The 23,140-nt window shown below is 37.8% G+C and carries 19 protein-coding genes, 1 pseudogene and 1 other annotated feature; of the genes and pseudogenes, 12 read left to right on the top strand and 8 right to left on the bottom strand.

The window, feature by feature from the left end; translation table 11 throughout:
• The first annotated feature begins 115 nt into the window (after positions 1-115).
• The 4 genes from ahpC to ACX9YW_RS17565 all read left to right on the top strand — a co-directional run bounded on the left by ahpC (position 116) and on the right by ACX9YW_RS17565 (position 5,826).
• Entirely contained in the window at positions 116-685 is a 570-nt protein-coding gene (gene ahpC / locus ACX9YW_RS17580) for an alkyl hydroperoxide reductase subunit C (protein ID WP_460348843.1), read from the top strand.
• Between the two features lie 12 nt (positions 686-697).
• The gene (ahpF, locus tag ACX9YW_RS17575; RefSeq protein ID WP_460348841.1) at positions 698-2,227 is read left to right on the top strand and encodes an alkyl hydroperoxide reductase subunit F; all 1,530 of its coding nucleotides are present in this window, start codon (positions 698-700) and stop codon (positions 2,225-2,227) included.
• A 255-nt stretch (positions 2,228-2,482) separates the two neighbouring features.
• Positions 2,483-2,722: a binding site (T-box leader), on the top strand.
• A 45-nt stretch (positions 2,723-2,767) separates the two neighbouring features.
• Positions 2,768-4,438: a glutamate--tRNA ligase gene (gene gltX / locus ACX9YW_RS17570; RefSeq protein WP_460348839.1), complete on the top strand. Its 1,671-nt coding sequence runs from the start codon at positions 2,768-2,770 to the stop codon at positions 4,436-4,438.
• Positions 4,439-4,644: 206 nt separating this feature from the next.
• A complete protein-coding gene (locus ACX9YW_RS17565; protein WP_460348837.1) occupies positions 4,645-5,826 on the top strand; it encodes a NupC/NupG family nucleoside CNT transporter in 1,182 nt (393 codons plus the stop codon).
• 58 nt (positions 5,827-5,884) lie between these two features.
• On the opposite strand, the gene ACX9YW_RS17560 is transcribed toward ACX9YW_RS17565, so the two are convergent.
• The gene (locus ACX9YW_RS17560; RefSeq protein WP_460348835.1) at positions 5,885-6,733 is read right to left on the bottom strand and encodes an MBL fold metallo-hydrolase; all 849 of its coding nucleotides are present in this window, start codon (positions 6,731-6,733) and stop codon (positions 5,885-5,887) included.
• A 186-nt stretch (positions 6,734-6,919) separates the two neighbouring features.
• Between ACX9YW_RS17560 and ACX9YW_RS17555 the strand changes: the two genes are divergently transcribed.
• Positions 6,920-7,588 (top strand): hypothetical protein, encoded by a 669-nt coding sequence (locus ACX9YW_RS17555; RefSeq protein WP_460348833.1) that lies wholly within the window; start codon positions 6,920-6,922, stop codon positions 7,586-7,588.
• A 51-nt stretch (positions 7,589-7,639) separates the two neighbouring features.
• Positions 7,640-9,190 (top strand): glycine betaine uptake BCCT transporter, encoded by a 1,551-nt coding sequence (locus ACX9YW_RS17550; RefSeq protein WP_460348831.1) that lies wholly within the window; start codon positions 7,640-7,642, stop codon positions 9,188-9,190.
• A gap of 41 nt (positions 9,191-9,231) precedes the next feature.
• Here the strand turns inward: ACX9YW_RS17550 and ACX9YW_RS17545 are convergent, their stop codons facing one another.
• Together ACX9YW_RS17545 and ACX9YW_RS17540 are read right to left on the bottom strand one after the other, a co-directional pair.
• Positions 9,232-9,723 (bottom strand): methylated-DNA--[protein]-cysteine S-methyltransferase, encoded by a 492-nt coding sequence (locus tag ACX9YW_RS17545; protein ID WP_460348829.1) that lies wholly within the window; start codon positions 9,721-9,723, stop codon positions 9,232-9,234.
• 314 nt (positions 9,724-10,037) lie between these two features.
• A complete protein-coding gene (locus ACX9YW_RS17540; RefSeq protein WP_460348827.1) occupies positions 10,038-10,610 on the bottom strand; it encodes a bifunctional transcriptional activator/DNA repair enzyme AdaA in 573 nt (190 codons plus the stop codon).
• 369 nt (positions 10,611-10,979) lie between these two features.
• Here ACX9YW_RS17540 and bcaP point away from each other — a divergent pair, with 369 nt between their 5' ends.
• Positions 10,980-12,371: a branched-chain amino acid transporter BcaP gene (bcaP, locus tag ACX9YW_RS17535; RefSeq protein WP_460348825.1), complete on the top strand. Its 1,392-nt coding sequence runs from the start codon at positions 10,980-10,982 to the stop codon at positions 12,369-12,371.
• 102 nt (positions 12,372-12,473) lie between these two features.
• On the opposite strand, the gene ACX9YW_RS17530 is transcribed toward bcaP, so the two are convergent.
• A complete protein-coding gene (locus ACX9YW_RS17530) occupies positions 12,474-13,112 on the bottom strand; it encodes a nitroreductase family protein (protein ID WP_460348823.1) in 639 nt (212 codons plus the stop codon).
• 173 nt (positions 13,113-13,285) lie between these two features.
• Between ACX9YW_RS17530 and ACX9YW_RS17525 the strand changes: the two genes are divergently transcribed.
• On the top strand, positions 13,286-13,624 hold the full coding sequence (locus ACX9YW_RS17525; protein ID WP_460348821.1) for a winged helix-turn-helix transcriptional regulator: 339 nt from the start codon (positions 13,286-13,288) through the stop codon (positions 13,622-13,624).
• A gap of 136 nt (positions 13,625-13,760) precedes the next feature.
• Here ACX9YW_RS17525 and ACX9YW_RS17520 read toward each other — a convergent pair whose 3' ends face one another.
• Together ACX9YW_RS17520 and ACX9YW_RS17515 are read right to left on the bottom strand one after the other, a co-directional pair.
• Positions 13,761-14,405: a DedA family protein gene (locus tag ACX9YW_RS17520; RefSeq protein ID WP_460348819.1), complete on the bottom strand. Its 645-nt coding sequence runs from the start codon at positions 14,403-14,405 to the stop codon at positions 13,761-13,763.
• Between the two features lie 108 nt (positions 14,406-14,513).
• Positions 14,514-15,398 (bottom strand): annotated as a pseudogene (locus ACX9YW_RS17515) (LysR family transcriptional regulator).
• 137 nt (positions 15,399-15,535) lie between these two features.
• Between ACX9YW_RS17515 and ACX9YW_RS17510 the strand changes: the two are divergent.
• Entirely contained in the window at positions 15,536-16,726 is a 1,191-nt protein-coding gene (locus tag ACX9YW_RS17510) for a coenzyme F420-0:L-glutamate ligase (protein ID WP_460348817.1), read from the top strand.
• A 227-nt stretch (positions 16,727-16,953) separates the two neighbouring features.
• Here ACX9YW_RS17510 and ACX9YW_RS17505 read toward each other — a convergent pair whose 3' ends face one another.
• Positions 16,954-17,772, bottom strand: coding sequence for a CPBP family intramembrane glutamic endopeptidase (locus tag ACX9YW_RS17505; protein ID WP_460348815.1), 819 nt, complete (start codon positions 17,770-17,772; stop codon positions 16,954-16,956).
• Between the two features lie 338 nt (positions 17,773-18,110).
• On the opposite strand from ACX9YW_RS17505, the gene ACX9YW_RS17500 reads away from it, so the two are divergent.
• Positions 18,111-18,968 carry a dimethylarginine dimethylaminohydrolase family protein gene (locus tag ACX9YW_RS17500; RefSeq protein ID WP_460348813.1) on the top strand — a complete coding sequence of 286 codons (858 nt, stop codon included), beginning with the start codon at positions 18,111-18,113 and terminating at the stop codon, positions 18,966-18,968.
• 192 nt (positions 18,969-19,160) lie between these two features.
• Here the strand turns inward: ACX9YW_RS17500 and ACX9YW_RS17495 are convergent, their stop codons facing one another.
• Positions 19,161-20,327: a DUF2515 family protein gene (locus ACX9YW_RS17495; RefSeq protein ID WP_460348811.1), complete on the bottom strand. Its 1,167-nt coding sequence runs from the start codon at positions 20,325-20,327 to the stop codon at positions 19,161-19,163.
• Positions 20,328-20,409: 82 nt separating this feature from the next.
• On the opposite strand from ACX9YW_RS17495, the gene shc reads away from it, so the two are divergent.
• Positions 20,410-22,317, top strand: coding sequence for a squalene--hopene cyclase (gene shc, locus ACX9YW_RS17490; RefSeq protein ID WP_460348809.1), 1,908 nt, complete (start codon positions 20,410-20,412; stop codon positions 22,315-22,317).
• Positions 22,318-22,408: 91 nt separating this feature from the next.
• The gene (locus ACX9YW_RS17485) at positions 22,409-22,954 is read left to right on the top strand and encodes an HXXEE domain-containing protein (protein ID WP_460348807.1); all 546 of its coding nucleotides are present in this window, start codon (positions 22,409-22,411) and stop codon (positions 22,952-22,954) included.
• Positions 22,955-23,140 lie beyond the last annotated feature (186 nt).

Raw genomic sequence — 23,140 nt, 5'->3', positions numbered from 1 at the left:
TTGTATTAGAATTATTTTAATTAAGGAATAATAATCATTAATTTCCTTATTTTTTTAATTCTAGCATTACCTTATCTATCTAAGATTGAAAAACATATTAGGAGGAAGATTATTTATGTCTCTAATCGGAAAAGAAATTCTACCATTTAAAGCTTCTGCTTATGATGCCGGCAACGGTGAGTTTATTGAAGTTACTGAACAAAGCATGAAAGGCCAATGGAGTGTTGTTTGCTTCTATCCTGCAGACTTTACATTCGTTTGCCCTACTGAACTTGAGGACCTTCAAAACCAATATGCAGAGTTAAAAAGTCTTGGAGTTGAAGTTTTCTCTGTTTCAACAGATACACACTTTACCCATAAAGCATGGCATGATCACTCAGAAACGATTAATAAAATCAAATATGTTATGATTGGTGACCCTTCACAAAAAATTTCTCGCAACTTCGATGTATTGAATGAAGAAGAAGGTCTTGCCGATCGTGGTACTTTCATCATCGATCCGGACGGAATTGTACAAGCAGTTGAAATCAACGCAGGCGGCATTGGCCGTGATGCAAGTATTCTTGTTAACAAAATTAAGGCTGCACAATATGTGCGTAACAACCCAGGTGAAGTTTGCCCGGCAAAATGGCAAGAAGGTGCTTCTACACTTAAGCCAAGCCTTGATCTTGTAGGCAAGATTTAAGGAGTGCCATTCATGTTACTTGATGCAGATATTAAAGGACAATTAGCCCAATATCTTCAAATGATGGAGGGCGATGTCCTCCTCAAAGTTAACGCAGGATCCGATGATGTTTCTCGTGACATGTTGACTTTAGTGGATGAATTAGCCACCATGTCATCTAGAATAAAAGTAGAGAAAACCGAATTACAAAGAACACCAAGTTTTAGTGTGAATCGTATCGGCGAAGACACTGGGATCGTTTTTGCCGGTGTTCCTCTCGGTCATGAATTCACTTCACTAGTGTTAGCTTTACTTCAGGTGAGCGGAAGAGCTCCAAAGGTCGACCAGAAAGTCATTGATCAAGTGAAAAACATCAAGGGCGAATATCACTTTGAATCATACATTAGTCTAAGTTGTCACAACTGTCCGGATGTTGTACAAGCATTGAACGTGATGAGCGTTCTTAACCCTAACATTTCACATACGATGATTGATGGGGCTGCTTATAAAGAAGAAGTGGAAAGCAAGAACATTCTCGCTGTACCAACAGTTTTCCTTAATGGAGAATCCTTCGGTGGCGGCCGTATGTCACTAGAAGAAATCCTTGCGAAAATGGGAAGTGCTCCCGATGCGTCCGAGTTTGCGGATAAGGAGCCATTCGATGTTCTTGTTGTTGGAGGCGGTCCTGCGGGTGCGAGTGCTGCCATCTATGCAGCACGCAAAGGCATTCGTACAGGAATTGTGGCTGAACGTTTCGGCGGTCAGATTATGGACACATTAAGCATCGAAAACTTTATCAGCGTAAAGGCTACTGAAGGTCCTAAACTCGCTGCAAACCTTCAAGAGCATGTGAAAGAGTATGACATTGATGTCATGAATTTACAGCGTGCTAAACGTTTAGAAAAGAAAGACCTTATAGAAGTTGAACTGGAAAACGGTGCTGTTCTTAAGAGTAAAACAGTCATCCTTTCAACAGGTGCTCGTTGGCGCAATATCGGAGTCCCAGGTGAAGCTGAATTTAAGAATAAAGGGGTAGCTTACTGCCCACACTGTGATGGTCCATTGTTTGCCGGCAAAGACGTTGCTGTGATTGGCGGCGGTAATTCCGGTGTCGAAGCAGCTATCGACCTTGCAGGGATTGTCAAACATGTAACCATTCTTGAGTTTAATCCGGAGCTAAAAGCAGATTCTGTACTGCAAGATCGTCTATACAGTCTACCAAATGTAACGGTCCTAACAAATGTTCAAACACAAGAAATTACTGGAACAGATAAAGTGAATGGTATTACTTATGTTGAGCGTGAGTCAGGCGAGGAAAAACATATCGAATTAGCAGGTGTGTTTGTCCAAATTGGACTGATTCCGAATACCGATTGGTTAGAAGGCACTCTTGAACGTAATCGTATCGGTGAAATCATCGTTGATAAGCGTGGAGCGACCACAATTCCTGGTGTATTTGCTGCAGGGGATTGTACAGACAGTGCTTATAACCAAATCATCATTTCTATGGGATCAGGTGCCACAGCAGCATTAGGCGCTTTTGATTATCTCATTCGTAACTAATAGATTATTTTTGAAAATCACTAACCTCTTAACATGAAAGGGTAGTGATTTTCTTTTTTTTATAAACAGGATTGATTAATTGTACCTAGCATATATCTAGGTTAATAAGGAAATGACTATTTTGAATTTCTTTCATACGGTAGGCAAGATTTTTTTAGGACGTCTTGCCAAGAAGTCATGAGTGAAAAATCCAAATTTATTATTGACAATCTATTTATACTGTATTACTGTATCACTAATTATAACCACATATTGAAAAACGCAATGAAGAGGAAGAGTAATGAATCACTCGAATCGTAGAGAGCCCATGCTGGTGAAATTGGGTATTCGAGCTTTATGAAAGAAGCCTTGGAGCCGTAGACCGAAAAATGGGAGTAAGTCTACCGGGAATTTCCTGTTAAAGAAATATGCAGCTAAGATCATATATTGCTGCATCATGAGCGGGTTTTTAACCAATTTAGGTGGTAACGCGGAAGCAAGCCTTTCGTCCTTTAATAGGATGAAAGGCTTTTTTATTTTATTTTGAACGTAGAGGAGGAAATGATGATGTCAAATGAAAACATGGCAGAACTGCTATTTCCAAATGTCACTCAGGTACCGGCGGATATTTATTCACTATATCCGCCCAGAAAATTATCTTCATCTGCTTTGGTAACACGTTTTGCACCGAGTCCAACAGGTTCATTGAATATTGGGGGGCTTTACGCCACTTTAATATCGGAAAAATTAGCCCACCAAAGCAATGGCGTCTTTTTCCTGCGCATAGAAGACACCGATAAAAAACGTGAAATAAAAGGCAGCATCGAAAACATCATCCATTCGTTAGAATATTTCGGAATTCCTTTCGATGAAGGACCTCATCAGTCAGGTGGCGAAAAGGGGGATTACGGACCTTACAAACAAAGTTCACGCATAGGAATCTATCAGGTATTTATGAAGCATTTAGTCCAAAGTGGATTAGCTTATCCTTGTTTCTGTGATACGGACGATTTACAAAAGATTAGAATTAATCAGCAAAACTTAAAAGTAAATACGGGTTATTATGGTCCATGGGCGAAACACCGGGATATTTCTTTTCATGAAGCCAAGGAAGAGATTGCAAATGGCAAACCGTTTGTTTTGAGACTCAAATCCCCAGGGTCACCAGATAAGCGAATAGCGTACCATGATTTGGTGAAAGGTCCGATTGAATTACCTGAGAATGACCAAGATATTGTGATTATGAAAACAGATGGTCTACCAACCTATCACTTTGCCCATGCTATAGATGATCATCTTATGGGTACCACCCATGTTATTAGGGGAGATGAATGGCTCTCATCCGTGCCGATCCATATTCAGTTGTTTGAAACCTTAGGTTTTAGTAGACCAGAATACGGACATATCGCACCGATAATGAAGAGGGTCGGAACTTCGAAGCGAAAATTTAGTAAACGGAAGGATCTTGATGGTACCGCTGAGTATTACAAAGAACAAGGATACCCTGGGGTTTCTTTAAATGAATACTTTATGAATCTTATTAATTCCAACTTTGAAGAATGGAGGCTAGCAAACCCTCATCTATCGTTTAGAGACTTTTTTATTCACACTGATAAAATGAATGCCAGTGGCGCTTTATTTGACATGAATAAACTGGATGACATCAGCAAGGATGTTATCTCTAAACTCACTGGTAAGCAAGTCTTTGACCATGTCTACACTTGGTCAAAGGAATTTGATTCAGAGCTTTATACTTTAATGGATATGAATAAGGAATACACTGCCAACATTTTAAATATTGGTCGAACTATGGAGAAACCTAGAAAAGATTACTCAAAGTGGTCAGATGTGAAGCCAATGATTGCTTTCTATTATGATGAATGGTTTGAAAAGGATGTCTGGAGTGGCTATAAGTTACCTACAAATGTAAGTCTTGAAGTTGCAAAAGAAATTGTCCTCGGTTTCAGCAAAACTTATCGATTTAATAATGAAAGAGAGGCTTGGTTCCAGGCAATGAAGGAACTTGCTGGGGAACTCGGATTCGCAAAGGATATGAAGCAATATAAAGCCAATCCTAGCCATTACAAGGGGCATGTTGGCGATGTAGCAATGGTGATTAGGGTCGCACTAGCGAACAGAATAAATACACCCGATTTGTTCGATATTATGAAAATTATGGGCGAAAAAAGGGTGATTTCAAGAATGCAAACCTTTTTCGGTGATTTCAATTAACCAACTTGAAAGAAAATGAAGAGAATGACTGGGATTTCCCGGTCATTTTTTTCTTTAACAATAAGACAGATAAGGGTTCGTTGTACATATGGACAATTTATCCATTGCAATCATAAATAAAAGAAGTTACCATACTACAGTAACTTACTAGTGATAACGATACTGGAAGCGTGTACATCATGTTTAATTTCATCAGGAGGTAACACATGCAATATGGTATTTCTATTTTAGGTATTCTTTTTGTATTATTTATGGCTTGGTTAGCAAGCTCCAATCGAAAAGAGGTAAAATTCAAACCCATTATCACGATGATTGTCGTTCAAATTATTTTATCCGTATTTCTGTTAAATACGGAATATGGCTACATTATCATCAAGGGAATATCTACTATTTTTAGCATCCTACTCGAATATGCAAACGAAGGGGTTTCCTTTGTGTTTGGCGGCATGGCGAACAAGGGTGAGGCTCCATTCTTTTTAAATGTATTGCTGCCAATTGTATTTATTTCTGTTTTAATTGGAATTCTTCAACATCTGAAAATTATGCCGTTCCTCATGAAGGGAATTGGATTTCTATTAAGTAAAGTGAACGGCATGGGAAAACTTGAATCATATAATGCTGTTGCTTCGCTAATGGTTGGACAATCAGAGGTTTTCATCACGTTAAAAAAACAACTAGGCCAGCTTTCGAAACAACGTTTATATACTTTATGTGCTTCGGCGATGTCGACTGTATCGATGTCCATAGTTGGTGCATATATGACAATGCTAGAGCCAAAATACGTTGTCACAGCGTTAGTTTTAAATCTATTTGGCGGTTTTATCATAGCATCTATTATTAATCCTTACGAGGTAAAACCAAGTGAAGATATATTGGAAATACAAGAGCAGGAAAAACAATCCTTTTTTGAAATGCTCGGGGAATATATCCTTGATGGATTTAAAGTTGCCATTATCGTTGGTGCTATGCTAATTGGGTTCATTGCTTTAATGGCGGGAGTCAATCATGTTTTTGAGTTACTATTTCATATATCTTTTCAGCGTCTAGTTGGTTATCTATTTGCCCCTATTGCTTTCATTATGGGGATTCCTTTATCGGAGGCGGTTAATGCTGGGGGTATTATGGCGACTAAACTGGTGACAAATGAATTTGTCGCAATGATGGATTTGTCAGGAGGCAATCATCACTTTAGTGCGCGTACACTTGGAATTCTTTCTGTATTCCTCGTTTCCTTCGCCAACTTCTCCTCCATCGGTATTATTACCGGGGCGGTCAAAAGTCTGAATGAAAATCAGGGGAATGTTGTCGCACGTTTTGGATTGAAACTATTATTTGGCGCCACGCTTGTAAGCATTCTTTCGGGTATTATCGTTAGTTTGGTTTTATAGATTCTAGTAAAGTAGTTACAAAAAGTTAAGACCCACTCCTTGAAGAGTGGGTCTTTGTTTAATAACCATTTACAAAGTCGGTTATCGTTTCTCGTTCATCTTCTGTAAGTTCTCTTTTTACATGCTTTTCATATTCCTCGATTATTTTCTGTTTATCACCACCGCAAATTTCCGAATATTTCGCAATGGTTCTAAGCTTGGCCACTTCTTGGTTAAATTCTTCTTTTGAAATTGGTTTCTGATGCGAAGGTATATATGTATCGGCATCGAATGATTCTAATTCATCTAGTAGTCGAAGCGTTTCCTTGATGGTATAGTTTACTTTTTCGGAATACATATTAGGATAAATGCAGTCTCCAAGAAAGAGGATCTTTTCTTCTTTGATATATACGATGACTGAATCCCTAGCATGATCCCCTCCAACATACTGTACGATACAGGTTACCCCGCCAAGATCAATTTCCACCCGTTTTTCAAACGTTACATCCGGCAAGATAATCTTGATATCTCGATGATCTTTGTATTCCTCTTTAATTGCTATTGAGCAAAATTCAATTTCCACCCCCTCTTTCACTCGTGCATCTAATGCCTCGTCTGACCATGAAAACGGAATTAGCTTCTCCATTTCTTCTTTTGTCATTTTGGAAGCGATCGAAACGATATTTGATAATGCTGGAAGCCCAAAGATATGATCCCAATGCCAATGGGTAAGAACAACCATATCAGGATTAGGGACCCCCTTATTTAAAAGTTCTTTCAGAAAATAATTGGCATGGTCTTCCGAGTTGCCTGCATCAATCATTAATGTCTTGTTAGTACCGACTACCATTCCTAGAATGGGGCGGTCAGTTACCGATATTGGGGTGATATACCAAAAACTCTTACCTATTTTATGAATGGAGTGCATCGTAGGTTGCCACCTTCCTTTTACCATAGTTTAAGTCGAATAGAGATTGTTTACTCCTAAGAGAAATTATCCAACCATGCATCATGTTTACCCTCAAAAGGGCATCTTAAATGATAGAACAAATGCATCGTATTTTCCATGCTGTTATGATTCTTACTCTACTTATGATAGAAGGGAGATTTAGTTGTGAAACTGTATCAAGTGAGAAAAGGGCAATTTGTGTACTATAACAATGAGCTACATAAAGTATATGGCGTAAAACCAATGTATAAACTCTCCGTTCATCTTATAAAGCTAAGAGATTTAACACAGCATATAACCAATGCAGCGAGTGTGGAGAAATACATACCAAGGGAAAATGATAGCTTTATTTTTTCCCATAAAGTCTACACACTTCGGAATCATCAAAGACCTGTAGCTGGTGACTATATTTTAATTAACAATCCCGCTCCCGATACCCTGGATCATTATTCCTTAAATGAAATTGAAGTGGTTGAAACGGTTGATAAAAATGGGGTCATCACAAGCGATTTGGATGGTATCAAGCATACTGAATATTTATTGATGGTACCTGGTCGTGCTCCTGACAGTCATCCTATTGACTATAAAGATATGGTAAATGTAATCGATAACCTAGATGACGCTGGCATGGAAACCGTTCATTCATACGGTGAGTTAACTGTGCAGCTGGGAGACATTTATAAAAAGAAAGATAGTGATAGGTTAATCGAAGCCATGGTGGTGGCCATTAATGGGCAAACCATTTCTCTTGGAGGCGGTTTTGATGTGCCGTATGAAGAGTTGATGGATCACAATAAGTGGGAATTTCAATACCATCTATTTCATAACGGATAAGGCTAAATAAATTTATAGAGTCAATCATTCATAAAGTGCCGGGAGGATACCATGAATAAGGTTAAAGAAAACAGTGTGTTGATGATCTCTCTTTTACTGACCCTCATTTTTATTATTTGGGGAGTTTTTTTTACAGATAATCTTACCAAAGTCACTAATGCCATTTATAATAGCTCGATTGACTACCTTGGTTGGTTTTATCTTAGTGTCACTCTATTCTTCATTATTTTTTCTATCTACTTATTATTTTCCAAGTACGGAAATATCCGACTTGGAAGGAAAACGGATACGCCCGATTTCTCTACCGCTTCCTGGTTGGCCATGCTGTTCGGTGCTGGTATGGGGGTCGGAATTGTGTACTGGAGCGTTGCCGAACCAGTAACCCACTATACTGCCCCTCCGGTCGGGACAGGTTATACCGTTGAAGCAGCCAACACGGCAATGAAATATACCTTTTTCCATTGGGGCCTGCACCCGTGGGCCATTTACACTGTAATTGGGTTAGCCCTTGCTTTTTTTCAGTATAATAAAAGGCTTCCTGCATCCATCAGTTCAGCGTTCCATCCTATTTTAGGTGACAAGATTCACGGACCGATTGGCAAACTCATTGATATTCTATCCATCTTTGCAACCGTTTTCGGTATTGCTACCTCTTTGGGGCTAGGGGCCATGCAGGTTACTGCCGGTATGCATGACATATTCGGCATTCCTAATACTTTATTTATTCAGTTGGTTGTCATTGCGGTTGCAACAGTCCTTTTTATCATTTCCATTAACACTGGATTGGAAAGAGGAATCAAGTACTTATCCAACGCAGCCATTCTTTTTTCAGTGGCCATTATGGTACTGGTTTTGTTTGTCGGCCCGGCCTTAACCGTTATCAAAGTATTTTTCAATACAATGGGACTTTATTTAAGTGATTTTTTACATATGAGTTTGCGGTTAAGCCCCTTTGGAAAAGGTGAACAATGGATTTCTTCATGGACCTTATTTTATTGGGCATGGTGGATTGCCTGGGCTCCGTTTGTCGGCATGTTCATTGCCCGGGTTTCAAGAGGGAGGACGATAAAGGAGTTTGTGATTGGCGTATTGATTGTTCCCACACTTGGAACATGTCTCTGGATGTCCGTGTTTGGCGGTTCAGCACTGGAGCTTGTTCAAAATCCTGGAAACGGTGATTTAGCAAACCATATCGTCGAAAATGTATCCTTATCCATTTTCATCTTCTTCGATCATCTACCGTTAAGTACCCTGTTAAGCATTTTAGGATTCGTAGTAGTTGCCATTTACTATATCACTGTTGCCGATACGGCAACCTTTGTATTGGGTATGCTAAGTGAAGGCGGAACGTTGAATCCTTCTAATAAAATTAAAATGACTTGGGGTATCATCCAATCTGCATTAGCTGCTGTTTTACTGCTTGCCGGAGGTTTAGAAGTATTGCAAACTGCCTCCATCGCAGCTGCGCTGCCATTTGCCATTATTTTGCTTGTCATGTGCTACTCATTGCTAGAAGGCTTAAGGAATGAAGGGGAAATACTAAGAGGTAATAAAAGAAATGCCCAACCAATGGATGAAATACGGTTGGATAAGAATAGATAACAAGCCTATCAAACAGAATGAAGCCCCTTCTCTAACGGAAACTAGAGAAGGGGCCTTCTTATTACAGATCTTTCGTGTTGAAGCAACCATTCTTTTCTCCATAAGCCTCCTGCATAACCAGTTAATTTGCCATTTGAACCAATTATTCTATGACAAGGAATGACAATGCTTAACTTGTTTTTCCCATTTGCACTCCCTACAGCTCTAATCGCTTTTTCGTTCCCAATGGAAATAGCAATATCCTTATAAGACCCCGTTTCGGCATAGGGGATTTCGATTAAAGCTTCCCATACTGTTTTTTGAAAGTCGGTCCCTTCAAATTGATAGGGGAAAGTAAAGTCACAACGCTCACCTTTAAAATATTCGTCAAGTTGGGTATAGCATTCTGCTAAAACTGGAGGAGTTTCAGCCTGTAAAAGATTCACCTTTTTAGATTCCTCAGAAAATAAAATAGAACGAATCGCTTTATGAGTACCAACTATTTCTATCACCCCTATTGGTGATTCATAGTCTAATTTATATATTTTTGTCATATAAGGACCTCCAAAGATAAAAGGTAGCATAGGCCTGCCAACCTTTCCAATTTGCTGCATATTCTTTCCAAATATACTCCGCCACTTTTTGGCGCAAGTGAATCGGTGGGGGGCTTATGGGGAATTCAACTTTTATGACATGATCAATGAATCCAATTTCACATAATACCAAAGATTCTTTCACGTTTAGTAGTTTATATATGGACCCCTCATTCATTTGATGAAGCACTTCCAAGCTGGATCTTCCTAAAAAAATTAAGCATTCTTCAAAATTAAACTCCTTTGGAGGATAAATCTCTAGATAGGATTCATAGTCAACCCAATTCATTTAGAAGTTCCTTTCGATATTCACTAGGAGAACAGTTTTTTAAGTTTCGAAATACTTTATAAAAATTGGAAGGGCTCTGAAACCCCACCTCATAGCAAATCTCAAGGTTTGTTAAGTTACTGCATTTTAGTAGATGAGCTGCCTTATCGATGCGTATTTTTTCTAAATAAGCACGTGGGGTCTCAGATGTTTCTTGTTTAAATAGTCGTTCCAAATAATAGGGACTTAAACCAACTCTATCGGCTATATCTTTTAAAATCAATTTTTGTTTATAATGATTGACTAGGAAGGAAATGATATTTGTGACAAGCACAACATGAGGGGACTGCTCAACTTCTGGCTGACATCTTTTGCAAGCGCGATAACCAGCTTTCTCAACTTCAGAGATATCATAGTAAAATTCTACGTTCATCTTTTTCGGTTTCCTTGATCTGCAGGAAGGGCGGCAATAGATTTTCGTTGTTTTTACGGCTGTAAAAAATAGACCATCATATTTTCGATCGCACGCCATGATTTTCTCCCACATCTCTTCGAATGAAAGGTTAATATTCGCCTCCATATCTCACTTCACTATCCTCTCTGCCCTGTGCTAGTTCCCATAAACTCTACTCATTCATTGTGACACATTACTTATACTTGGAACCATTTTAACAAGTAATCGATATCCATTTCATCCTCATTCTTGCTCTTATGGTCTCTTTATAACCTAACATACACCATCGCCCTCAAAGCCTTTATAAGTTAAATAGCTCTTTCTTGAAAGGATAGATTTGTTCCATTACGTGTAAACTATTTTCGCCTCCACTTTTGGATTTTTAAAAAAGGCATATTATTCGACAAAAATCTTGGAAATTCGACAAAACCAATTGACCTTTTAGAAATAAATAGATAGAATTTTTTACATATTTTTAAAAAATGAGGGCTCAATATGAAAAATGAATTATTCAGGAAAAAAAATCTCCAAGAATTACTGAAAAAAAGGGGAGATAACCAACTTCAGCAATCGTTAGGAGCCTTTGATTTAATGCTTCTTGGGGTAGGTGCCATTGTTGGAACAGGTATATTTATTCTTCCTGGGACTGTAGCTGCGGAGCACTCTGGACCGGCTATCGTTTTTTCCTTTATTATAGCAGCTATTGTTTGTGCATTAGCGGCTATGTGTTATTCAGAATTTTCTTCATCCGTACCAGTAACGGGTAGTGCCTATACGTATGTGTACATCGTATTTGGAGAATTAGTCGCTTGGTTAGTTGGATGGGCTTTGTTGCTAGAATATGGCTTAGCCGTAGCAGCCGTTGCAACTGGTTGGTCTGCTTATTTAAGCGCTTTGTTAGAAGGTTTTCATATTACCATACCTAAAGCCATCTCTGGTTCTTTTCATCCAGCAGCTGGAACTTATGTAAATGTACCGGCTATAGCTATTATCCTTGCCACTGCTTTTCTTTTAACGCTGGGAATAAAAGAATCGACGAAGTTTAATACCATCATGGTATTTATTAAAGTAGGGGTTATTCTCTTATTTATTGGAGTTGGTATTTTCTTTGTTGAGCCTGCTAATTGGCAACCATTCATGCCGTTCGGTTTAAATGGCGTTATGAGTGGGGCAGCCCTTGTTTTCTTTGCTTATCTTGGGTTCGACGCTGTTTCGTCAGCTGCAGAAGAGGTCAAGAACCCACAACGTAATATGCCTATTGGAATTATTGGATCATTGTTTATTTGCACGATTCTTTATGTAGCTGTTTCGCTTGTTTTGACTGGGATTGTTTCCTATATCAAGCTAAATGTAAGTGACCCAGTTAGCTATGTGATGCAGATCGTTCATCAAGATTGGGTAGCTGGCATTATTTCACTTGGTGCCGTCGTTGGAATGATGACAGTTATACTCGTTATGACCTATGGCGGTACTCGACTTCTTTACGCGTTTGGCCGTGATGGGTTGCTGCCGAAAAGTATGTATGAGCTAAGTAAAAAATATAAAACACCCGTAAAAAATACATGGGTGTTTGCAGCACTGGTTGCTTTTTGTGCGGGCTTTGTCCCGTTATCTAAACTAGCAGAACTAGTGAACATGGGAACATTACTTGCCTTTACAGTCGTTTCGATCGGCATTATTTACCTAAGAAAGAATAAAGATCTACCATCTAGTGGTTTTAAAGTACCATTATTTCCAATCTTACCAATTTGTTCATTCTTATTATGTTTATTTTTAATTACTCAACTTTCTGTTTATACATGGGTTGCATGCGGTATTTGGTTTGTATTTGGGCTAATCTTATATTTTGCTTATGGTAAAAAGCATAGCGTAATGAACAAAGACTAAGAAAAGCAAAAAGTGAGCATACCTTGTCTCTTTATGACAAGGTATGCTCACTTTTTCTAATCCATATCTTTGGGTAGCCATAATTTTTTCTTTTATTGTTCCTTAGACCTCTTTAAAACACTCCTCCATCATCACTTTTTCAACAGGGAAACGAAGGGTTTCATAGGGATTCTTTGTTCCATAGCCTAAAGAAATCATTAACACAGGTATATACCGGTCGGGAATTTCCAAATACTGCTTTAATTCTTTCTCCTTAAAGCTTAACATCGGGCACGAGTCAATATTATAAACTTTAGCTGCAAGCATGATTTGCATAGCTGCAAGTGAACTATTACGAATTGCGTCATGCACTCCATACTTTTCAGAATTATGGCTGTAAGCATATAAAATAGCATCAGTTTGAATATCCTTTGCTCTCTTATTCATCCAACCGCGTTTAACCTGTTCAGCAAAAATTTCTTCTCCATTTTTATAAGCTTCCGTATCCCCAAGTACCACGATAAGATGAGAACAAGTAATAACTTGTTCTTGATTATAAGAGATAGGAAATAATTTTTGTTTTCTTTCTGTAGTAGAGATCACAATAAACTTCCAATGCTGCAAATTCCATGAAGATGGAGCGGATGTTGCAAGTTCGATTATTTGTTTAATTTGTTCATTGGAAATTTTTTTATTTGGATCGTACTGTCGTACACTTTTTCTTAACTTCATAATATCTCCTAAGTGTACCAATCTGGTCATAACATCTATCCTCCCGCTAAAATTTATATTTATCATACTTTTGAAATGATTAGGGTACAATTAGGCACAAATATGTAACCACTCAGGTAGGTAACTTTTTGGTAACTAAGTGACTGCCATTTCAAACCGTGGTATGGTAAAAGTATCCATAATAACAAGAAGGGGTGATTTGGGTGAGGGATAAATACAATTGTCCTGTAGAAATAACAGCGGAAATTTTAGGTGCTAAATGGAGATCGAGAATTCTTTGGGAGCTAAGATATGGTGCCCGTCGTTTTGGGGAGCTTTATAGGTCCATACCTGCCATAACAAAAAAAGTCCTTTCTCAAACATTGTCGGACTTAGAAGCGCACGGACTAATCACCCGCACGGAATATAAAGAAAACATCCTAAAAGTAGAATATGAGTTAACTGATTATGGCAAATATACTTTAGATTTAGTGAAAATAATGAGCCAGTGGGGAGAAAACCATTTTAATACAAATAAAGGAGATAAACGGAAATTAATTTAGCTTCAAACATAGAATCTAATATCTACACACAATAATAAGATGGGCTAAACAATAGGTCAACATTAATTAACCTTGTTTAGCCTATTCTTTTGTACAAATTCTCCGACCTATTAATGGAATTTATAAAAAACAACCGTTATCCTTTCTTCCATTGCCCCCGAATCAAACCGACGATAGCTGGCAACACAGAAATAAAGATAATGGCTAAAAGAACCGTTGAAAAGTTGTCCTTGACAATTGGGATATTACCAAAGAAATAGCCTAAGAGCGTACAAATTCCCACCCACAAAACGGCACCTACCACATTGTAAATCAAGAAATAACGGTAATTCATCCGACTCGCTCCTGCAATAAAAGGAATGAACGTACGAATAAACGGCATAAAACGAGCGATCAAAATGGTTTTTCCTCCATGCTTATTAAAGAAATCCTCCGCTCTCCTCATTTTATCTTGGTTAATCAATCTCCCCATAAAACTTCCATGTGAGATGGTAGTCCCTACTTTCTTACCGATATGATAATTTACAGTATCCCCAATTATTGCCGCGAATATAAAGATAACAAATAGTAAAGCAATGTTAAAAGCCCCCATAGCGGCAAGAGCACCACTAGCAAACAATAAAGAATCACCCGGTAAGAAAGGGAAAATCACAATTCCCGTTTCTACAAATACAATTAGAAATAGGATTCCATATGACCACCCACCAAAGTTTTTGATAATTTCAACTAAATGTTCATCAATATGTAGAATGAAATCAATGATACTTTGAATTATTGTCAACGTTTTACCCACTTTCATACTTTTTTCTGCTAAATTACTAAATAATGTCTCATTTTTACCTACCTATCTTATCACAAAACGGATGTATTTAAATGAGGTATTACTACTTCAGACATTATTTATACTTTCTACAAACTTCTTTGCAGCACGTGATAACGGAATATTTTTTAAATAGCAAATGCCAATACTCCTTTTTGGAATTTCCTCTTCTAGCGTGATCTCGTATAAATCTCCTCTTTCTAAATAATCCCTTGAAAACTCTTTTATGACACAAGAAATGCCTAAATTGATTTTTGTAAACTCTAATACTAAATCATAGGACCCAAGTTCAAACACAGGTGAAACATGAAATCCCCTCTTATTAAAGAAATTTTCTACAAACATTCGAGAATTCGATTTCTTTTCTAAAAAAATGAGTGGCATTCCCATTAAATACTATAAACTAATCGGTTTATTCGTTAATTTTTTAAATTTTTGCCCACATACAAAAATATCTTGAATCTCCTTACACGGTATGACTTGAAGGTGGTCATCATAGATTGGCAAATTACATATTCCTACATCTGCCATTCCTGATTTAATAAAATCACAGATTTCCGTTGTGGTTCCATTTAATATTTTTAATTTGATTCCAGGATATCTTGCATGGAATTCTTCCAAATAGGGTAATAAAAAATAGCGAGAGATGGTATCTCCAACCCCAATACGTAATTGTCCAGTCTTTAATATTTTTATTTCTAAGATTTTTTCTTCTCCGACGTTTATCATTCCTAAAGCGGAATGAACATGCTCATTTAATAATTCCCCTTCATTTGTCAATACTATGCCTTTGGATGTTCGATAGAAAAGTTGTATTTCTAATTCATTCTCAAGCTTCATAATAGCTTGACTGACCGCAGATTGTGTCATATATAATTCCTGTGCTGCTTTAGAAAAACTTTTATTACGGCTAACGACGTTAAATATACGATATAAATCCAATCTTCCAATCATATTAGCTCTCCTTATATAGGATATAAAAAATATTAATTTTACTTATATCACTTTAAAAAGGTATAGTAAACTCATAGTGTTTGAAACATAAGTACATAGATCCATACTATGTGTACTTGCTTAGAGGAGAGATAAAATTGACAAGAGCTGTTGGAACAGTAGTTCGTGGGCTTCGCGGTCCCATCATCAACCAAGGAGATCATATCGAACAAATCGTTGTTGATACAGTAATAAACGCAGCAAAAATCGAAGGCTTTTCGATAGAGGATCGTGACATTGTCACCATAACGGAATCGATTGTGGCTCGTGCACAAGGAAACTATGCGACCATTGAAGATATAGCAACCGATATTAAAGGAAAATTCGGTGACGAAACCATTGGTATCATTTTTCCGATTCTCAGCCGTAATCGGTTTGCAAACTGTCTACGAGGGATAGCAAAAGGGGCAAAGAGTATTGTCTTAATGTTAAGCTATCCATCTGATGAAGTAGGGAACCACCTGGTAGACCTCGACCAACTAGACGAAAAAGGCATAAATCCATGGACAGATGTACTATCTGAAGCTCAATTCCGTGAACATTTCGGTTTTATCCAACATCCATTTACAGGTGTTGATTACATCGAATACTATAAATCCCTGATTCAAGCTGAAGGGATAGCTTGCGAGGTCGTTTTTTCAAACAATCCAAAAACCATTTTAGACTATACAAAGAATGTGTTGACTTGTGATATTCACTCACGTTTCAGAACAAAACGGATCTTAACAAACAATGGTGCTGAAAAAGTATTTGGACTTGATGATATTCTGGCGGAATCAATTAATGGCAGCGGCTTTAATGAAGCTTATGGTCTACTTGGATCAAATAAAGCAACTGAAGACAGTGTTAAATTATTTCCAAACAACTGTCAACCAATTGTTAATGGGATTCAAGCAAAAATCAAAGAAATAACAGGTAAGACCGTTGAAGTAATGGTTTATGGCGATGGGGCATTCAAAGATCCAGTTGGTAAAATTTGGGAACTGGCGGATCCAGTCGTATCACCTGCTTACACGAAAGGACTTCATGGCACTCCAAACGAAGTGAAATTAAAATACTTAGCAGATAACAACTTCTCACATCTGCGTGGAGAAGAATTAAAACAAGCTATTTCTGAATACATTCAAAATAAAAACGAAGACCTAGTTGGTGCGATGGAAGCACAAGGCACTACACCTCGTAGACTAACGGACCTCATTGGATCATTATCTGATTTAACTTCTGGTAGTGGGGATAAAGGAACACCAATGGTCTATATCCAAGGTTACTTCGATAACTATACAAAATAAAATTCGTACAAAAAGGATGTCTTAAATCAAGACATCCTTTTTTACTTTCATAATTGAAAACCCCGTTTAATCCTATTTTCCCCAACTACAATGATTATGCTTAAATCTCCAGGCGAATAGCCAACCTTATGCAAGGTGCCAAAATACTCTTTATAGTGTAATAGTTTTTGGTAAGCCCTCGATTGAATACAAATAAAATATACGAGAATATAAAATGGTTCTTAGTTTTAATAAACAACTGACTGTTTTTGGTTGGTCATTTTCGAATACTTTTTGTTGTGTAAATACCAAGCAAAAAATAGGAAACAAATAAGTAGCTTAATAGATGTCGAGATCCATTCTGTTGCAGAAGCAGGTGAGTTCAAATTCCCTATTACAGCACCAAATGAATTCGAGAAAGCATGGAAGATGATACAAATAAAAATACTTTTTGTCTCGATGTAGAGGACTGTAAGTAAAATGGATAGAACGGTTACGGATAGAAAAAATACGGCAAAACTTGAACCATGTTGAGGAGTTCCTTTAATTAGCCATAATGGAAAATGCCAAAGAGTCCAGGTCGGAATTAATATAATGGTTGAGACAAGAATGGAATATTTTTTTAGTAACTGAGGGAGCATGACTCCTCTCCATCCGGTTTCTTCAAGTCCACCTGCGATGATATAAATTGGCAAGGCTAAGAATGCCATGTATAAAGGTTCTGTGAAATTCAGATCGAATTTACCTGTTATTAACCAATCAATTATTCTAGGAATCATCGTTAAACACAGAGGAACTAAAACGGCGTAGAGGTACCAAACCCATTTTATTTTCACTTTGAAAATTTCTTTCATAAATGCCTTAAGTGTCCCTTTTTGACCAACCATTATTTTAGCTAATAAAGCCCCTAAAACAGGTCCTAATAGTCCACCAAGAATAAATAAAATAAAAAATGGACTACTTTCAGACAGCTTATCCGCTGTATCAAAAAAGACAATGACAAACCATAATCCCCATGTTATGACGAAGTTAAAAAATAAATAAGAAAATAACGGTTTTTTAAACATCCAGTCCTCCTAATTAATTGTAAAAAGTTGATAGCAATATATTAGCTTATAATCAAAAATTTTCCTATAAATTTTATTTTTAATTTAAAGTAAACAAGGATCAAAAACAGCTTAGAAATATCTAAACTGTTGAGCCAGTTGTACCTAAAGGTTTTTCTACAAAAACTTATTTACTTATGGTACGATTCACCTCACCTATTAAACTAGCGGTTTTTACTATGACTCTTCTTCTTGTTTACCTTCCTAAAGTGCAATTAGGTTTCTTAATGTTAGTTTGTAAATAATACCGGTTGTTTAGGAAAACCTAAATTTAAATAGAGAATATGGAGGGCATAAAAATGGTAGAAGGGCACAATACAAACAATAAGACTTTTTGTATGAGTGAATACGATGTATTAAAACGAGTCATTCTTTGTCAGCCTCAATATATGACAATTCGCGAAGTAATTAATGAAACGCAAGAGCATTTTAAGAATGAAGGTATTCATATTGAGCGTGCATTAGAGCAGCATGGTGAATTTGTCAAAACTCTAAAAGATAATGGCATCGAAGTAATTTTATTACCTTATCATAAAAAATATCCTGAACAGGTCTTTACAAGGGATATAGGTTTTACATTAGGACAAACAATCTTTGTTGCAAAGATGGCGACGGATGTTCGAGAAGGAGAGGAAGATGTCTTAAAACAATGGCTCGAAGATGAAGAAATCTCCTATTACAATTTAGTCGAGGAACGAATCGAAGGAGGAGATGTTGTAATTGATCGGGAAACCATTTACGTGGGACTGAGTAATCGGACGGATCAAAAAGCTGCTGGACAATTACAACGACTTTTGAATCAATTCGATGTTATTCCCATCCCATTTAAAGAAAAATACCTGCATTTAGATTGTGTATTTAATGTCGTTTCATCTGAAGTGGCCCTCATTTACCCAAATGCCTTAACGAAAGAAAGTATCGATCTTTTTGCTTCCCGCTATAACTTAATTGAAGTTTCGGAAGAAGAACAATTTCAATTAGGTACAAATGTATTCAGTATTGGAAATAAGCGGGTATTAAGTCTACCCGTTAATAAGAATGTAAACAAACAGCTCCGTAACCGAGGCTTTGAGGTTATTGAAGTAGATATTACAGAAATCATTAAATCAGGTGGATCCTTTCGTTGTTGTACTCTTCCTATATTACGAGAAACTTAAATAAAAATATTAAAAAAGATGACCATATAAACAACCAATTCCTCAACAAGGTAAGGTTGTTTATATGGTAAGGAATACAAAATTATTTTCATTTTTACCTAAGAAAAAAATAAAAACCTCATCTTTTTATGGTACGGTTCACCGCAGATACTATACCAGCGATTTTTTATCAACTACATAAAACCATATTAATTATTCTTCTTCACGTAACAGAAGGGCTTCCTTCGCCATAACCGCAAGTTCAATTGTCTCAAGGGTTTTACAATAATTATTTAAAATTTCACCGTCGAAACTAACTTCCTTATGGATATAATCCAAAACATGCCAATCGCCAAACCAATCTCTGCTCTTCGTATCTTCATGAGAGGTATTCGGCCAGGCGTATTTTAAAGCAGGACTGTACAGCCGCTTAGCGCCTTCTCTTAACATGCAATTCTTGACCCGTCGTTTATAGAGGGATCGTGGTAAAGATTCATTTACATCATTAAACAAATCAGGCCAATAATCTTTCCGAGAACCGGTGTGAGGGCATTTATGTGCCCATTTTAAGACCCCCTCCAGAATCTCTTCACGCTGAAAAAGTAGGGAATATAAATTTTTCCCGAATAAAATTCTTTCGTGGAGGGAAGTGAAATGCCGCGCCGTGGCGCCAACAAGTGAAGTTTTCTCTATTTTCCCCCCCGCATAGTAGGGAAAAAGAATGTTATTCATTCGCAAAAAATCATACATTTTGAAACTAACCGAACCGGTTACGGTTTTTTTGAAATGATTATTTTGAATCAAATTTTTTTCCAAATAGCTTTGTTCATTTATCACCATCGCAATCGCCAAGGTAGAGCTATCCCCGCTGCGCCAAAAATAACGCCACATCGTCTCCATGAAGGTAGAAGTATAAAATAGAGGTAAAAGGTGGAACATCTCACTGCTCCTCCTCACACTCAGATCATAAACTAAGAATTGAGGATATACATCTTGAAATATCAACCAACTACCGCGTTCCAAAAAGGAAAAAAAGGCTTTCTGATCTCTTTCGGTTAGAAGTTTTGTCAGCAAGTCCCCTTTTAAATCCGTCATATTCCAACCGACGTTTCGGGATATCATATGTCCAAGAAGGGCCCAATGTACTTCAGGATACTGAAGGTAAAATTGTAAATAAGCTTGCGTCCTTGTTACATTGTTTTGGTTAAGTTGTCTCGTCTGTTCTCTTATAAGCTCAATCCATTTTTTATCATTTTTTGATAAACTGGGCGGGTGACAGGACGATTTTTTCTTTAGCTTTTTTTTCAATTCTTTTTTTACATCGGATAAAGAGTCCAGCAAAACGGCATCTTCCTTTTCAAAGCAATTTGACTGCTTCATTTATCCCCATCAAAGGAACATATTCATCTTGCTCACGGAATATGAATTAAAAAAATGAAATTTTTGGGAGAGGATCGGTAAAATGAGGGATCGGGTATATAAGGAAATGAACAGAATCGCCAATCAATTGGTCCAAGACCAATCAGGGGACGGGGCATGGCATTATCCTTTCGAGACCGGGATTGCATCGGACTGCAGTATGATCATCTTATTACGGACATTGGAGATAAAGGATGAGGAGGAGTTCATAAAAGAATTGGTGGAACGTATCGCCGGAAAACAGCAGGAAGATGGGTCTTGGAGGCTGTTCCATGATCAGGAAAAAGGAAATCTAACCTCCACTGTGGAAGCCTATTATGCTCTTCTTTATTCTGGTTATCGTGATCCGAAGGACGAGGACCTCCAAGCAGCAAGAAGGTTTATTTTGGCGAACGGCGGGGCCACGGAAGTCCATATGTTTTTAAAAATCTTGTTAGCCCTAACAGGACAATGTCCATGGCCGCACTTTCCCATTAATATTGAAGTGATGCTTCTACCAGACTCTTTTCCTATCAACCTTTTTGACCTCTCCGTTTACGGAAGAGCCAACATTATCCCTTTTTTAATTCTCGCCAATACGAATTTCCGTAGGAGGACGCAAAAATCTCCCGATCTCTCCGATTTATTTTTAAAAAGAAACGTTCGTTTTTTCACAGAGGAGCAAGAAGAAGAGACACGCAACGTGATTCAATTAATTAAACAAGGGATTTCTGCTCTGAAATACCATGGAAACCTTCGCGAATTGACATTATACCGCGCAGAAAAATATATGCTGGACCGAATTGAACCGGACGGCACCTATCTTAATTATTTCAGCACCACTACTCTCATGATTTATGCCTTATTGGCAAGAGGGTACTCAAATTCACACCCAGTGATTACTCGGGCCGTACAAGGGTTAAAAGCGATGACATGCCGGATTGATGGCCAACTTCACTGCCAGTACACGACGGCTACCGTCTGGAATACCACATTAATCAATTATGCTCTGCAAGAAGCCGGAGTTCCCTATTCATCCAACACGATTAAAAAAGCAAATCATTACATACTCTCCCGTCAGCATTACAAATATGGAGATTGGAGCATCCATGAACCAAATCTGTTGCCAGGAGCTTGGGGGTTTGCGGACATGAACACCATACATCCGGATATTGACGACACAACCGCAGCACTGAGATCGATCCGTACTTTGGCTATAAAGCAAGTAGATTACCGTCAAGCATGGGATCGTGGAATAACCTGGCTAATGTCCATGCAAAACAAAGACGGCGGATGGGCAGCATTCGAAAAGAATGTGGATAAAAAATGGTTGAACTTGTTACCGATAGAGGGTAGAAAAGATTTATTGATTGATCCTTCGACTGTTGATTTAACGGGAAGGACTTTAGAATTTTTCGGAAACTATACCCATTTGGATCATCACCATCCCAAGGTGAAACGTGCGATTCGTTGGCTTTTGCGGCAACAAAATTCAGATGGCTCCTGGGTGGGGCGATGGGGTGTGTACATTTATGGTACATGGGCAGCTGTAACGGGATTGATTGCGGTTGGGGTTCCTACAGATCATTCAGCTATTCAAAAGGCTCTAGCTTGGATGCGAAAAATACAAAATCCCGACGGCGGGTGGGGAGAATCCTGTAAAAGTGATATCATCAATTCTTATGTACCCTTGGGCGAAAGTACCCGCACTCATACCGCTTGGGCACTTGACACACTTATCTCGGTCGCAACGAGCATAACACCTGAAATCGAAAACGGTGTAGCTTTTTTAGTGGATCAAAAAGAAAAGGATTGGACGAAGTCCTACCCAAAAGGAAGGGGAATGGCAGGGTCCTTTTATATCGATTATCATTGCTATGAATATGTTTTTCCCTTACTTTCCCTTGCCCATTATCAAAAATTAGCTGGTGGAGAGCTCCTAAAGGATTTGTCACACAAGAATTACACTTAAGATTTTTGGTATACCTTTATCTCTTGTCCCATAAAATGGAGCAACCAGAGTAGACGGCAAGTCTTGGAGCTAATAAGAAGGGAGACATAAGATGCTAGGAACTCTCCACCAATTTTTCGATCTTAAAACATTCATTTGGTTGCTTCCCATCATTTTTATTTTTCATGATTTAGAAGAAATCATCACCATTGAATCTTCCATGACTGCAAACAAAAACAATTATCCGAAAACTAACTTCGTCAAACAAGCATTAAGAGCGAGGCAGAAACTAGGTTCAACCGCTGCCCAGCTTGCTGTTTCGGCTACTTGGATTTTATTGTTTATGTCATTCATTGCATTCATGACCGCCCATTTTTCATCTAATTCAGGGGGATTTCTTTTATTTACAGCCGTTCTTAATTTATTTGTTTTACAGGCATTTATGCATATTGTTCAAACCATCATGTTTAGGGGGTACACGCCTGGCATCCTAACGTCACTATTCCTCCTTATCCCTTACTGCCTCCTTACATATAATTCTTTAGCTGAACATGGACTGATGGACTGGCATTTGATATTCACCAGTCTTCCGGTTAGTCTGATGTTCATTCTGATTTTTCTAGTTGGCAATCTATTAGGCCGTTATTTTATTCGATAACTGGGGCAAATTATTTTATAAAGTCCATTGAGCCGCTCAGAATCATTATGATGTTCTTGAGAGAAAGTAAAAAGATTAGTTTTTAAGAACTAATCTTTTTACTAAATGACAAAATAAATTTCGTTGTTATTTATGGTTGGTTCTTGATTCAAAACATGAGAACGTCTCCCTGTTCACCAACAAAGC

This window comes from Pseudoneobacillus rhizolycopersici (assembly GCF_054786815.1).
The sequence above is the reverse complement of the archived record's forward strand: the minus strand, read 5'-3'. Positions and strand labels throughout refer to the sequence as shown.